The sequence below is a fragment of the Mycobacterium sp. IDUB_37 genome, assembly GCF_055419245.1.
In genome coordinates, this window is record NZ_JBVAXG010000002.1 from 79,558 (window position 1) to 93,005 (window position 13,448).

General features: G+C 65.0%; 13 protein-coding genes. 8 read left to right on the top strand and 5 right to left on the bottom strand.

What is annotated here, in order from left to right:
- Window positions 1-15 precede the first annotated feature (15 nt).
- The 3 genes from ACZY1I_RS06890 to ACZY1I_RS06900 are packed head-to-tail and all read left to right on the top strand — an operon-like array spanning window position 16 to window position 2,065.
- Window positions 16-765 (top strand): SDR family oxidoreductase, encoded by a 750-nt coding sequence (locus tag ACZY1I_RS06890; protein WP_463753614.1) that lies wholly within the window; start codon window positions 16-18, stop codon window positions 763-765.
- A complete protein-coding gene (locus ACZY1I_RS06895; RefSeq protein WP_463753615.1) occupies window positions 762-1,628 on the top strand; it encodes an NAD(P)-dependent oxidoreductase in 867 nt (288 codons plus the stop codon). Before ACZY1I_RS06890 ends, ACZY1I_RS06895 begins: the two co-directional genes overlap by 4 nt.
- Window positions 1,628-2,065, top strand: coding sequence for a carboxymuconolactone decarboxylase family protein (locus ACZY1I_RS06900; RefSeq protein ID WP_463753617.1), 438 nt, complete (start codon window positions 1,628-1,630; stop codon window positions 2,063-2,065). Before ACZY1I_RS06895 ends, ACZY1I_RS06900 begins: the two co-directional genes overlap by 1 nt.
- 81 nt (window positions 2,066-2,146) lie before the next feature.
- Here the strand turns inward: ACZY1I_RS06900 and ACZY1I_RS06905 are convergent, their stop codons facing one another.
- Entirely contained in the window at window positions 2,147-3,232 is a 1,086-nt protein-coding gene (locus ACZY1I_RS06905) for an aldo/keto reductase (protein ID WP_463753618.1), read from the bottom strand.
- 85 nt (window positions 3,233-3,317) lie between these two features.
- On the opposite strand from ACZY1I_RS06905, the gene ACZY1I_RS06910 reads away from it, so the two are divergent.
- Together ACZY1I_RS06910 and purD are read left to right on the top strand one after the other, a co-directional pair.
- Window positions 3,318-3,725 (top strand): MarR family winged helix-turn-helix transcriptional regulator, encoded by a 408-nt coding sequence (locus ACZY1I_RS06910; protein ID WP_463753619.1) that lies wholly within the window; start codon window positions 3,318-3,320, stop codon window positions 3,723-3,725.
- Window positions 3,726-3,750: 25 nt separating this feature from the next.
- Entirely contained in the window at window positions 3,751-5,019 is a 1,269-nt protein-coding gene (gene purD, locus ACZY1I_RS06915; RefSeq protein ID WP_463753620.1) for a phosphoribosylamine--glycine ligase, read from the top strand.
- A gap of 9 nt (window positions 5,020-5,028) precedes the next feature.
- On the opposite strand, the gene ACZY1I_RS06920 is transcribed toward purD, so the two are convergent.
- From ACZY1I_RS06920 to ACZY1I_RS06930, 3 genes are all read right to left on the bottom strand, one after another.
- Window positions 5,029-6,600 (bottom strand): serine/threonine-protein kinase, encoded by a 1,572-nt coding sequence (locus ACZY1I_RS06920; protein WP_463753621.1) that lies wholly within the window; start codon window positions 6,598-6,600, stop codon window positions 5,029-5,031.
- 193 nt (window positions 6,601-6,793) lie between these two features.
- A complete protein-coding gene (gene ggt / locus ACZY1I_RS06925) occupies window positions 6,794-8,377 on the bottom strand; it encodes a gamma-glutamyltransferase (protein WP_463753622.1) in 1,584 nt (527 codons plus the stop codon).
- Window positions 8,378-8,464: 87 nt separating this feature from the next.
- A complete protein-coding gene (locus ACZY1I_RS06930) occupies window positions 8,465-9,376 on the bottom strand; it encodes an alpha/beta hydrolase-fold protein (protein ID WP_463754321.1) in 912 nt (303 codons plus the stop codon).
- A 61-nt stretch (window positions 9,377-9,437) separates the two neighbouring features.
- Here ACZY1I_RS06930 and ACZY1I_RS06935 point away from each other — a divergent pair, with 61 nt between their 5' ends.
- Window positions 9,438-10,055: a TetR/AcrR family transcriptional regulator gene (locus ACZY1I_RS06935; protein ID WP_463753623.1), complete on the top strand. Its 618-nt coding sequence runs from the start codon at window positions 9,438-9,440 to the stop codon at window positions 10,053-10,055.
- On the opposite strand, the gene ACZY1I_RS06940 is transcribed toward ACZY1I_RS06935, so the two are convergent.
- Window positions 10,034-10,816: a DUF429 domain-containing protein gene (locus ACZY1I_RS06940; RefSeq protein WP_463753624.1), complete on the bottom strand. Its 783-nt coding sequence runs from the start codon at window positions 10,814-10,816 to the stop codon at window positions 10,034-10,036. The genes ACZY1I_RS06935 and ACZY1I_RS06940 overlap by 22 nt on opposite strands.
- Before the next feature lie 152 nt (window positions 10,817-10,968).
- Between ACZY1I_RS06940 and purB the strand changes: the two genes are divergently transcribed.
- Both purB and ACZY1I_RS06950 read left to right on the top strand, forming a co-directional pair.
- Entirely contained in the window at window positions 10,969-12,387 is a 1,419-nt protein-coding gene (purB, locus tag ACZY1I_RS06945) for an adenylosuccinate lyase (RefSeq protein WP_463753625.1), read from the top strand.
- Between the two features lie 10 nt (window positions 12,388-12,397).
- Window positions 12,398-13,402: a tellurite resistance/C4-dicarboxylate transporter family protein gene (locus ACZY1I_RS06950; RefSeq protein WP_463754322.1), complete on the top strand. Its 1,005-nt coding sequence runs from the start codon at window positions 12,398-12,400 to the stop codon at window positions 13,400-13,402.
- The last annotated feature ends 46 nt before the right edge of the window (window positions 13,403-13,448 follow it).

Consider the following 13,448-nt stretch of genomic DNA (forward strand, 5'->3'; position numbering starts at 1 on the left):
CCTCGAGAGGAAAACATGCGATTCGAAAACAAGGTAGCCATCGTCACCGGATCCGGTGGCGGCATCGGTCAGGCTTACGTGGAGGCACTGGCCCGCGAGGGCGCGGCGGTGGTCGTCGCCGATATCAACGTCGAGGCGGCCGACGCGGTGGCCAAGCAGATCGTCGCCGACGGCGGCACTGCGATCAGTGTCCCGGTCGACGTCTCCGATCCAGAATCGGCCAAGGCGATGGCGGATCGCACCCTGGCCGAGTTCGGTGGCATCGACTACCTGGTCAACAATGCCGCGATCTTCGGGGGCATGAAGATCGACTTCCTGCTCACTGTGGACCCGGAGTACTACAAGAAGTTCATGAGCGTGAACATGGACGGAGCACTGTGGTGCACCCGCGCGGTCTACAAGAAGATGAAAAGACGGGGTGGCGGGGCCATCATCAACCAGTCCTCCACCGCCGCGTACCTGTACGCGAATTACTACGGTCTGGCCAAAGTCGGCATCAACGGTCTCACCCAACAACTTTCGCGGGAACTGGGTGGTCAGAACATTCGGGTCAACGCGATCGCACCCGGGCCCATCGACACCGAAGCCAATCGGACCACCACCCCCAAAGAGATCGTCGACGACATCATCAAGGGTCTTCCGTTGTCGCGCCTGGGCACTACCGATGACCTGGTGGGCATGTGCTTGTTCCTGCTGAGTGATCAAGCCTCCTGGATCACCGGGCAGATCTTCAATGTCGACGGCGGACAGATCTTCCGGCCATGACCACTCCTCGTCTCGGATACATCGGCCTGGGCAACCAGGGTGCGCCCATGGCCAAGCGGTATCTTGAATGGCCAGGCGGGCTAACGGTTTTCGATGTTCGCGCGGAAGCTCTGGCGCCGTTCGTCGAGGGCGGTGCCACTGCGGCGGCGAGCGTCGCTGAGGTCGCCGACGCTGACATCATCAGTGTCACCGTGTTCGATGATGCGCAGGTGCGCGAGGTGACCGCCGAACTGGCGTCCCACGCTAAACCCGGCACCATCATTGCAATTCACTCCACCATCAGCAGCGGCACCGCTGCCGAACTGGCCGAGCAACTCAAACCGCATGGTATCCACATTGTGGATGCGCCGGTCAGCGGCGGCGCGGGAGCGGCCACCAAGGGGGAGTTGGCCGTCATGGTCGGCGCGGACGACGATGCCTTCGCACGCATCAAAGAGCCGTTCGCGCAATGGGCTTCGCTGATAATTCACGCCGGACAACCAGGTGCGGGCACCGCAATGAAGCTGGCGCGCAACATGCTGACCTTCACCTGCTACGCGGCCGTCGGAGAGGCGCAGAAGCTTGCCGACGAAGCCGGCGTGAACATCATGGACCTGGGCAAGGTGGTGCGGCACTCCGACTCGCTGAACGGCGGGCCCGGAGCGATCATGTACCGCAGCGATGCCAAGGAACTGGCCACCGACCATTTCCTCTACCAACCCTTCCAGCACACCCTTGCTCTGGGCGAGAAGGATCTGAGTTCCGCTCTGGCGCTGGCTGACTCGTTGTCGGTGGATCTGCCGATCGCACGGTTGGCGCGTGAGCTGCTGGCGGGCAACCTGGGTGTGCCGCACGCCGAGACCGAATCAGCGAAGGAGTCGTGATGGACGAACAGCGCCGCAAGGGCCTCGACAAGATGAACGAGGTCTACGGCTGGGAGATGCCCAATATCGAGGGCGACGCCTACTTCGACCTCACCGTCGACCACTTGTTCGGTGACATCTGGTCCCGGCCAGGCTTGTCGATGCGGGACAAGCGGATCATGACGCTGACCGCAGTGACGGCTGCGGGAAGTCGCGACCTGGCTGAGATTCAGATCAACGCGGCACTGCTCAACGGGGAACTATCCGAGACCGAGTTGAAAGAGATGGCCGTCTTCCTGACTCATTACCTCGGGTTCCCACTCGGGTCGGCGCTCAACGGTGCGGTGAGCACCGTGGTGGCGAGGCGAAAGAAGGCCGCAGCGAAGGGCGCCGAGGAGGACAAGAAGGCCAACGTCGACGCCGCACTGAAGATGAACGCCGGCGAAAAGCGCACCTGAGCACGCCAAGCAGACGCAAAGTCGCACGATCCGGCCCGGACTCGTGCGACTTTACGACTGCTCGCCGGGGTTACCTGGCCCTCAGTAAGGCTGGCCGCCCGCCGGCATCACATATTCGGAGATCGGTGCCGACACCCCGTTGACCGAGGTTCCACCGTTGATGATGGCTGGTCCCATCGCCAGCATCTCGCTCGGGAACCCGAGAGTCGGTGCGGTGAGCGCATCGAGCCTCTCAATCTCGTCGGCGGTCAGAGCGACATCCACCGCGCGTACGTTGTCGTCGAACTGGGCGAGCCTGCGTGCCCCGACGATGATGGACGTCACCCCGGGTTGCGCGTGCAGCCAGGCCAGCGCCGCGCTGGCGACGGTGGTTTCGTGCGCCTGTGCGATGGCTTCGAGTTCGTCGATCAGGGCGAAGGTCTTCTCGTTGAGGAAGGCATTGACCATAGCGCCGCGGTCGGCCTGATGCTCGCCGGCGTTGGCGCGGGTGTATTTGCCGCTGAGCACACCGCTCTTGAGCGGCGACCACGGCGTAATGCCCAGGCCGAATTCGCTTGCCATGGGGACGAGTTCCTGTTCAACGGTGCGTTCCAGCAACGAGTACTCGATCTGCAACCCGACGAACGACGACCACCCGCGGAATCGGGCGATGAGGTTTGCTTCCACGATCTTCCAGGCCGGGGTGTCCGACACTCCGAGGTAGCGCACCTTGCCGGACCGGACGAGGTCGTCGAGGGCGGCCATCGTCTCCTCGATGGGAGTGTTCTTGTCCCACATGTGCAGCCAGTACAGGTCGATGTAGTCGGTCTGCAAGCGCCGCAGCGAGTTCTCGCAGGCGCTGATGAGCGCTTTGCGGCCCGAACCGCCGCCGTTGGGGTCGCCCGGATACAGGTTGCCGCTGAACTTGGTAGCGATGACGGTCCGATCCCGGCGGGCGGGGTGCCGGCCGATGTGGTCGCCGATGATCTTCTCGGAATGGCTTCTGGTGTAGAAGTTCGCGGTGTCGATGAAGTTGCCGCCGAGTTCGATGTACCTGTCGATGATCTGTTGGGACTCTTCGACACTGGTGCCCCAACCGAGGTCTTCGCCGAATGTCATCGCGCCCAGGCACAACGGGCTGACGCGCAGGCCCGAGCGGCCAAGTGTGACGTATTGATCCAGAGGCATTTTCAGAAGCGCTTTCTGGTAGGTTGTTCGGTTATGCGATTGTTCATTTCTAAACTAGTTCATCTCTGAACGATCTGGCAAGTCCATGTCTGAAGTTGATGCGGCGAAGGTCTGGTCACTGAACTACCGACTGCTGTCGTCGGTCATCGCCAGCGCGCAGAACGACATCTGCGCGTTGGGGCTTGAGGCCAAGGAACTGTTCCTGCTCGCCGAGATTGACGAGCATCCCTACCCCGCTGAGCTGGCGGTGGCACTGAGCATGCCCAAAGCGACGGTCACGCTCTACCTGAAACGGCTCGAGGCAGCGGGATTCGTACGTCGCGAAATCGACCCCGCCGATTTGAGGCGGCACCGCCTGCTGCTCACTCCCGCCGGACGTCAAGCGGCCGCTGACGGTCTTGCCCTACTGTCCGGCGAATTCGACAAGCGCCTGACCCGCCTCACCGCCGCACAGCAAAAGGACCTGAAGAACCTGCTGGAAAAGATTTTGTAAGACGTTGCGGCTAGTCTGACCTGTCGTGCGCGTCCTGGTGATCGGTTCCGGTGCCCGAGAACATGCCCTATTGCTGGCTCTCAGCAGAGACCCGCAGGTCACGGGGTTGGTCGTTGCCCCCGGAAACGCCGGCACTGCGCGCCTGGCCGAGCAACACAATGTCGACATCACCTCCGCCGATGAGGTCGTCGGTCTGGCCCGCAAGGTCGAAGCCGACCTCGTGGTCATCGGTCCCGAGGTGCCGCTGGTCCTCGGTGTCGCCGACGCGGTGCGCGCCGCCGGCATCGTATGTTTCGGGCCCGGCAAAGACGCGGCTCGCATCGAGGGTTCCAAGGCGTTCGCCAAGGAGGTGATGGCGGCGGCCGGAGTGCGCACCGCCTCCAGCGAAATCGTCGACAACCCGGCACATCTGGATGCCGCGATCGATCGCTTCGGGCCCCCCGCCGGTGACCCGGCCTGGGTCGTCAAGGACGACTCCTTGGCGGCGGGCAAGGGCGTGGTGGTCACAGACGATCGAGCCGCCGCACGCGCCCACGCCGCGGGTCTGCTCGAGTCGGGCCACCCGGTACTGCTGGAATCCTTTCTCGACGGCCCCGAGGTTTCGCTGTTTTGCGTAGTGGACGGCAAGACGGTGGTGCCACTGCTGGCCGCGCAGGACTTCAAACGAGTCGGTGACGATGACGCGGGTCCGAACACTGGGGGCATGGGCGCATACGCGCCGCTGCCGTGGTTGCCCGACGGCGTCTACCGCGAGATAGTCACTCGGATCGTCGAACCTGTTGCAGCCGAGCTCGTTCAACGCGGCAACCCGTTCAGCGGCTTGCTCTATGCGGGGCTGGCGATCACCTCGAACGGACCGGCGGTGGTCGAATTCAATTGCCGCTTCGGCGATCCGGAGACTCAGGCGGTACTTGCGCTGCTCGAGTCGCCGCTTGCACAGCTGCTCCATGCTGCCGGTAGTGGCAAACTGGCGGAGTTCGAAGAGCTGCGCTGGAGCGACGGCGCCGCCGTCACCGTGGTGCTCGCAGCCGAAAACTATCCTGGGCGACCGCGAGTCGGCGACGTCATCACCGGCTCCGAAGCTGATGGGGTGCTACATGCCGGCACCGCGTTACGCGACGACGGTGCGATCGTGTCCGCCGGCGGGCGGGTACTTTCGGTGGTTGGCAAGGGCGCCGACCTGTCCGAAGCGCGCGCGAACGCTTACCGGATATTGAGCTCAGTTGGGTTGCCGGGCAGCCATTTTCGTAGCGACATCGGGTTGTGTGCCGCAGAGGGAAAGATAGAGCTTTAAGGGGTTTTTCTACCTCATGTATTGCGGGCAGTAGACGCTGATCGCCGCATTGACCCCGGCGGCGGCCTGCGACGGCGTGATTCCCTGATTGCTGTTGACGGTCGCGTTCGCGGCATCGTTGGGCGTCCCGCCGCTCTGCAGGCTCGTGCACAGGCCACGGCCGGTGGCGACGGCGACTGACGGGTCAGTGACCGTCACACCAGGAATTTGCGACATCATGTTGAGATAGGCCTGATCGGGCTCGGGTGGCCGTTGCGGTGCCGGCACGGGAGCGGGTGCGTTCGCAGCCGGGGCCGGGGCCGGAGCCGGGGCCGGTGCCGGAGCCTTCGGAGCGGGAGCCGGTGCCCTGGGAACCGGCGCGGGCGGGACGTACGCAGGCGGTAGGGCCGCTGGCGGTGGAACCTCATTTGGAGTGGGCGCCGACTGCGGGGAGGGCGGCGCGGCCGGCGGTGGTGCCACCTGCGGTGCGGGCTGAGGTTGTGCGACCGCGGCCGGGGGTATGCCCTGGCTGGGGCCGGTGTTGTTGGCCTCCGTGAAGTCGCTGGTGCCAAGTGCGGTGAGCGCGACCAGGGTGGATGCCGCCGCGATATACCCCCAGCGACGGCGTCGCTGCCTGTCGGCGTCAGCCGTGGGTGCCGGCGCGCTCTTCGGCGGCCGAACCGCCAAGGGCCTCGGCATCGTCGAGGCGGTACTTGCCGGGTGTCTGCCCGAGTGGACTGCCTTTGTGAACGCTTCGGCGAAATCGGTGCAGCGAGCGTATCGGTCGGCGGGATCCTTTGCCAGCGCTTTGGCGAGCACCGGGTCGAAAACCCTGAGCAGCGGGTGGGTTTCAGCTAGCGCCGTTGGCGCCGCGGTCAGGTGGCGCGAGATCACAACGGCAGGGTTGGTGTGGGGGAATAGCGGAGACCCGGTCAGGAGATGGAAAACGGTAGCCGCTAGAGCGTACTGATCCGCGCGCCCGTCAATCGGCTCGTCCGTCAGCTGTTCAGGAGCGGCGTAGGGGAACGTGCCGATCGTCATGTTTGTCGCGGTCAGGCCACTCATGTCGCCGACGTTGCGGGCTATGCCGAAGTCGCCCAACAGGATTCGCCGTTCGCCCTCATCCGGCGTGGCGAGCAGGATGTTGGCGGGGCTGACGTCGCGGTGCATCAGGTCATGGTGATGGTGCGCATAGTCGAGTGCGCTGGCGATGGCGGTGAGGATCGTGGCCACCTCGTCTGCCGTCATGCCGACCGGATAGTGGTCTCGCACCAGGGTTGCTGCGTCTGTTCCGTCCACGAAGTCCATTGCGATCCAAAGCTGTCCGTTGAACTCGCCTCGATCGTTGACCCGCACGACGTTGGGGTGCCACAGCCCGGCAGCTACGTCGGCTTCCCTGATGAATCGCTGGCGATAGTCATCGTCAGCAGACACGTCGCTGCCCAAGATCTTCAGGGCCTCCATGCGGGGTAACCGCGGATGCTGAGCAAGGTAGACCTCGCCCATCCCGCCTGCCCCGACGAACCGATCAATTGTGTATCCGGCAAACACCTCGCCGACCTGCAATCGTGCGTTGGGGCTTCCGTCAACCATCCCAGCCATCGAACCTTCTCCTGCAGTAATGCCTTGCCAGCCTCGTTGCTGGCCTGCGGGTAGTGTATTGCGGACACCTTAGATTTACTACTGAGCCATCCCTAGTTCACCTTTTGTTCACCTATGAATATGGCCTGAGGCGGGAGGCCTGGCTGCGGGCGAGCAAAACCTCACACACTCCCTGATGAGGGATGTCCGCGGTTCAGAAAGCCGAGGCCTGCCCGTCCCGGCGGGGGTCGCTGGCCGCGAGATACCCGTGCTCAAGTCGCCAGATCGCTTGGCAGCTCCCGAATGCGTTGTAGTCGTCCACCTCGAGCAGGTCGTGTCCGCGTTGCCGCAACTCGTCGAGAGTTGCTGGCGGAAAGCCCTTTTCGCAGCTGACCTGCATGCCTTGTACCCACCGAAACCGAGGTCCGTCGCACGCTGCCTGCGGGTTCTGGCCGTAGTCGGCAATGCGGACCAGTACTTGCACATGGCCTTGGGGCTGCATCGGACCGCCCATCACGCCGAAGCTCATCACCGGTGCGCCGTCCTTGGTCACAAAGCCGGGAATGATGGTGTGGTACGGACGTTTACGAGGCGCGACCTGATTCGGATGTCCCTGCGCCACAACGAAATCGAACCCGCGATTCTGCAGCGCTATCCCGGTGCCCGGCACCACCACGCCGGAGCCGAAGCCCATGTAGTTCGACTGAATCATCGACACCATCAATCCAGAGTCGTCGGCAGCGGTCAGATAAACGGTGCCGCCCCTGGGTGTTCCCGCAGACGCGGGATTGGCCCGCCGTGGATTGATCAGCGCCGCTCGCTGCTTCAGATACTCTCTGTCGAGTAGCTGTGCCGTACTGATCCTCATGTGGTCGATGTCGGCGACATGGGCCTGCGCGTCGGCGAAGGCCAACTTGAGCGCCTCGATCTGCAGATGCACGCTGTCGGCGGAATCGACTGGCAACGAAGACATGTCGAAATGCTCGAGAATTCCGAGTGCGATCAGCGCGACGATGCCCTGACCGTTGGGCGGTATCTCGTGGACCTGGTAACCGCGATAATCGCCGCTGATGGTGCCGACCCAGTCGGCGGAGTGAGCGGCTAGGTCGCCGACTCCCATGGCTCCGCCGTTGGCTCTGGAATGTGCTTCGAGTTTGTCCGCCAACTCCCCCCGATAGAACGCCTCGCCCTTGGACGCAGCAATTAACTCCAGGGTTGTCGCCTGGTCGGGGAAGGTGAACAATTCGCCTGGTTTGGGTGCACGTCCGTGCGGCATGAACGCCGCGGCGAACCCGGGTTGTGTTGCGAACATCGGGGTCTGAGCTTGCCACTGCGACGCCACCATCGGCGAAACTTGAAAACCGTTGCGGGCGTAGTCGATGGCGGGTGCGAAGAGTCGCTCAAACGGGAGCTTGCCGAACCTGGTGTGCAACTCTGCCCATGCCGACACGGCGCCGGGTACCGTCACGGCGTTCCAACCGAGCGCCGGAACAGCCCTGCGGTCAAAGTATTCAGGTGTCCAGGCCGCGGGGGAGCGACCGGACGCGTTGAGTCCGTGCAGCTTTTGGCCATCCCAGACGATGGCGAAGGCATCGGATCCGATGCCGTTGGAGACCGGCTCCACCACCGTGAGTGTGATGGCGGTGGCGATGGCCGCGTCGACTGCGTTGCCGCCGTCAGCCAACATCCGGAGGCCGGCTTGGGCGGCCAGTGGCTGCGACGTGCAGACCGCATTTGCGGCCAGAATGGGTGTCCGCGGCCAGGCGTACGGGAAGTTCCAATCGAAGGGTGCGGTCACAATCGCGAGCGTAACTCGCCCGCTCGTCGGGCCTGTCGCGCCGAGACTGCGCGTCGCTCAGGGGAGGCCGTACCGCCCAGCGAGCCGCTACGCAGTCAGCAGCGGCGCCATCCACGTCAACTCGGCCGGCAGCTGAGAGCTCCAGAATCCGCCGTCGTGCCCGCCGGGTGAGAAGCCGCCCGCGGGCGGGTTCGGCAGCTGAGCAATGAACTGCTTCGTCGCGGAGTAGAACGGATCGCTGTCTCCGCAGTCAATCCGGATGGGGATCGAGCCCAGTGCGGGCATACCCCACACCGAGTTCGCCGCGTAGTCGTCGGCCCCATCGAACGCGCCCGGCGCAGCCGCGCCGGAAGAAGTCCACAGGGCCGGGCTGACCGCGGTGATGGCCGCGGTTCGGCCCGGGCCAAGCCGTCCACCGAGCAGCAGTGCGCCGTAGCCGCCCATCGACCAGCCCAGGAACGCCACCCGGGAGGTGTCCAGTCCGTGGCTGTCGAGCATCGGAATCAGCTCGTTGAGGACCATCGCTCCGGAGTCCTCGCCGGACGCCCGCTGATGCCAGTAGCCGCCGCCGCCGTCGACCGAGACCACTGCGAAGGGTGGCAACCCGGCGCTGACGGCCTGCGCGAGGCCTTGCTCGACACCGCCGGCCATCACGCTGGATGCGTCGTTGCCCTTACCGTGCAGCGCAATCACCGGACGCAGCGCTTTGGTCTGGCCCGGCGGACGCGCGATCGCCCAGTTGGTCGATATGCCACCTCGCGCGGCCGACACAAAGGAGCCCGTCGACATCGTCGGCGCGGCTTGCGCCGGCGGGGCTGGATCGAGTGGCCGTGTCGGCGCTAACGGAACAGACGTACCATTCGCGGGCACCGGCGATGCGTGTGACGGCTGGGGTTGGAAAAGCATGTCGAGCGCATATGCGCCGACGGCGCCACATACCGCGCTGGCGCCAAGGCCGAGCACGGCGCGGCGACTCATGTCAGGCATGCGGGCCATCATGCCATGTTCGTTTCGCGAAAATGGCAATGCAGTACCACTTTGGCTGGCAGCATGGGTGGACGTGACAGCAGCAGTGACTCCCAAAGGGGAACGCCGGCGGTACGCGTTGGTGAGCGCCGCGGCCGAGCTGCTCGGCGAGGGCGGTTTCGAAGCGGTCCGCCACCGGGCTGTTGCTCGTCGGGCCGGCCTGCCGTTGGCATCCACCACCTACTACTTCTCGTCCCTCGATGATCTGATCGCGCGCGCGGTCGAGCACATCGGGATGATCGAAGTGGCGCAGTTGCGGGCCAGGGTCAATGCGTTGTCCCGGCGCCGCCGAGGGCCGGAGACCACCGCCGACGTCTTGGTTGACCTACTCGTCGGGGACGTGTCCGGACCGGGCCTTGCTGAGCAGCTGATATCGCGCTACGAGCGGCACATCGCCTGCACCCGGTTGCCCGCGTTGCAGGAAAGCATGCGGCGCAGCCTGCGTCAGCGAGCCGAGGCGGTCGCCGAAGCCATTGAAAGATCCGGGCGATCGGTCCAGATCGAATTGGTATGCACGCTGATCTGCGCGGTCGACGGTTCGGTGGTCTCCGCGCTGGTGGAAGGGCGGGATCCGCGCACGGCGTCGCTGGCGACAATCGTCGATCTCATCGACGTGCTCGCGCCGGTCGATCAAGGATCCTTGCGAATCTGAGAAGTCCCAGGTCGGCTTGCCGGTGCAAGATCTGCGGGTAGCGACGGGGTGACGATATAGCCGGTGGTGCCGTCCCCGTAGATGGTGATGTCGCCCGGCCGGCGTTCGGCGTACAACGCCACGTAGGCGCAGACGACGGCGTCGACCGGGTCCTCCGCTCGTCGCAGTTCGCTCTTGCGCTGGGCGCTGCAGACCTGGCGTCGCAACTCCGCCCAATCCGCGCTGGCCGAGACACCCAGCGGCACGGCCGCGTCTGCGAGTGCCTCGACGCCGTCCATCAGCTTCTGCAACTCAGACTTGAGCTGCTCAACATCGCGGCCGGGCTTGGCCTTGTACTTCAGCGTCCGCGGTAACCGAAACAGCGCCACCGTGGCCGCGTGCGGATATACCTCGATGGCGCGCCGGCCATGCCCGGAAAGCGGATCCAGGTCCAGGTTCAAGGCATGGGCGAGTCTCGCTGCGCGTGGACCTGCCGCGAACTCGGGTTTCCCCGTGTTAGCCGGGTGCGCGCCCGCCTCGAACTTGCGGAAATCCCGATTGAGCGCAGTTTCCGCCGGCCGCTGACCCGTCGGGTTGATCACCAAAAGTGGTGCGTCGAACCCCACCAGGCAGTCGCCCTGCACATAGGGATGGAGTGCTGCCAGCACGTCGGCGTCGTCGCGGACCGCGCAGACGTGTACCAGAACGCCGTCGTCGTCGACGATCGCGACGCCGGTCGGGTTGCGGCCGGCCCAGGCCAGATCCACGCCGGCGAAGTACACCCCGGCATCATGGCACCCGCGCTGCGGCCCATCCCGCCCTCGCGAGTTAGACCCGGCTGCGAATGTCACCGACACTTTTTCGCAGTGCCGTTCGGTTCGCGGTAGGGCTTGGTAGGAGGGCGCTGCCAAGCCCGACCGTAAGCTGTGTGGCTGTGAGCATTCCGAATGTGCTGGCCGGCCGGTACGCCAGTGCCGAGATGGTTGCGATCTGGTCGCCCGAAGCCAAGGTGGTCGCGGAGCGACGGCTGTGGTTGGCGGTGCTGCGGGCACAGTCGCAACTCGGCGTCCCCGTCCCCGCGGCGGCCGTCGCCGATTACGAGCGCGTGCTCGACACGGTGGACCTGGCCTCGATCGCTGCGCGAGAGCGGGTGCTGCGCCACGACGTCAAGGCCCGGATCGAGGAATTCAACGCGCTTGCCGGTCACGAGCACGTCCACAAAGGAATGACCAGCCGGGACCTCACCGAGAACGTGGAACAGCTACAGATCCGGCAATCACTGGAACTGGTCTTCGCCCACGGGGTCGCGGTGACAGCTCGACTGGCTGAGCGGGCGGTCAGCTATCGCGATCTGGTCATGACCGGGCGCAGCCACAACGTGGCCGCCCAAGCCACTTCGCTGGGCAAGCGATTCGCGTCGGCTGCGCAGGAGACACTGATCGCCCTGACCCGGCTGCGGGAGTTGATCGACCGTTACCCGCTGCGAGGCATCAAGGGCCCGATGGGCACAGCTCAAGACATGCTCGACCTGCTCGACGGCGACGCGGCCAAGCTCGCCGAGCTCGAACATCAGGTGGCCGACTTTCTCGGCTTCGCAACGGTTTTGACCAGTGTCGGCCAGGTATATCCGCGTTCGCTGGATCACGACGTGCTTTCCGCGCTGGTCCAACTGGGCGCCGGGCCGTCGTCGTTCGCGCACACCATCCGGTTGATGGCCGGGCACGAACTGGTCACCGAAGGCTTCGCGGAAGGCCAGGTCGGCTCGTCGGCGATGCCGCACAAGATGAACACTCGCAGCTGCGAACGGGTCAACGGGTTGCAGGTGGTGTTGCGCGGATACGCATCGATGGCCGCCGAACTGGCCGGCGCGCAGTGGAACGAAGGTGACGTCTTCTGCTCCGTAGTCCGCCGAGTTGCCTTGCCGGACAGCTTCTTTGCCGTCGACGGGCAGATCGAGACGTTTTTGACGGTGCTTGACGAGTTCGGCGCCTACCCGGCGGTGATCCAGCGTGAACTGGACCGCTACCTACCGTTCTTGGCCACCACCAAGGTGTTGATCGCGGCGGTGCGCGCGGGTGTGGGCCGAGAGTCCGCGCACCACGTGATCCGGGAACATGCGGTGGCCACCGCCCTGGCCATGCGCGAACGCGGCGCCGAACCCGACCTGCTGGATCGGCTCGCCGCCGACGAGCGATTGCCTCTGGACCGGGCGGCGCTCGACGCCGCACTGGCCGACAAGAAGGCGTTCACCGGGGCGGCCGGCGAACAGGTCGACGAGGTGGCCAGGCAAGTGCAGGAACTGGTGGACCGCTACCCGGAGGCCGCCAAGTACACCCCCGGCGCGATTTTGTGACGCTCGAAGGCTGACACCGCGGATGAGTCGAGTGACTCCGTCGCCCGACGTCTTCGCCGTGGTCATGGCGACCGGCATACTCTCGATCGCCGCGGACAAGCATCGCTACCTCATCATCAGCGAAACACTCGGCGTATTAGCCACTTTGGCGATGGGAGTGCTCGTTGTCCTGGTAATCGCCACCAGGAGTCGTACCTCCTGGAACCGCAACGATCCCGACGTGACGTTGCGACTGTTCACCTTCGTCGCCGCGTGCGCGGTACTGGACAGCCGGTTGGCCAACACCCGTCCGGTGGTACTGGCGCTGGGCATTACCGCGTTGGTGTCCTGGCTAGTGCTGGCCGCGCTGACGGCGCGCAACATGAGCGCGAATTCTCTGACCGCGCTGCGAGATCGAGCGCATGGCGCCTGGGAACTGGGCAGCGTGGGCACCTCCGGTCTGGCGATCGTAGCGACCCAGGTGACCCGGCACATTTCGCAGCACTGGTGGTTTGCGATGGCCGTGCCGGTCTGGGTGCTGGGTCTGTGCGTCTATCTGCTGATCACCGCGCTGATCCTGTGGCGCGTGGTGGCGGAAAGGCAAGATCGGGAGGGATTCGAGCCGGATTCGTGGATTCTGATGGGCGGCTTGGCCATTGCGACGTTAGCTGGCGACGGCATCCACACCCTCGCGCCCGGTTGGCTGGCCCCGACGGTCCGGGCGGTCACAGTGGTGACCTGGGTGGTGGCGACGTTGTGGATACCGCCGCTGATGTACTTCGGCCTGCAACGGATCAAGCGGCGATCCGAAATGCTGCAATTCGCCGGAGTGTGGTGGGCCATGGTGTTTCCGCTGGGCATGTACTCCGCGGCGACGGCCGCTATGGCCACCGAAATCAGTCGGCCGGCGCTGAACACCGTGTCGCTGGTGTTCTTCTGGGTCGCGCTGACGGCGTGGCTGATGGTGAGCGTGGCGGGCCTGCTCAGGCTGGGAAGCGGTTGTGAACCTGACCCGTCGGGGCCCGCACCGGTTTAGGATTTCGGCTACGACGTCTGCGCGCGGAGACGTCAGGGCGCGACGC

Bases quoted from the DNA above. Each gene is read 5' to 3' on its own strand.
- ACZY1I_RS06920 (WP_463753621.1), bottom strand. From the start codon at position 6,600: ATGGCTGGGATGGTTGACGGAAGCCCCAACGCACGATTGCAGGTCGGC.
- ACZY1I_RS06910 (WP_463753619.1), top strand. From the start codon at position 3,318: ATGTCTGAAGTTGATGCGGCGAAGGTCTGGTCACTGAACTACCGACTG.
- ACZY1I_RS06900 (WP_463753617.1), top strand. From the start codon at position 1,628: ATGGACGAACAGCGCCGCAAGGGCCTCGACAAGATGAACGAGGTCTAC.
- ACZY1I_RS06890 (WP_463753614.1), top strand. From the start codon at position 16: ATGCGATTCGAAAACAAGGTAGCCATCGTCACCGGATCCGGTGGCGGC.
- ACZY1I_RS06895 (WP_463753615.1), top strand. From the start codon at position 762: ATGACCACTCCTCGTCTCGGATACATCGGCCTGGGCAACCAGGGTGCG.
- ACZY1I_RS06905 (WP_463753618.1), bottom strand. From the start codon at position 3,232: ATGCCTCTGGATCAATACGTCACACTTGGCCGCTCGGGCCTGCGCGTC.
- ACZY1I_RS06930 (WP_463754321.1), bottom strand. From the start codon at position 9,376: ATGATGGCCCGCATGCCTGACATGAGTCGCCGCGCCGTGCTCGGCCTT.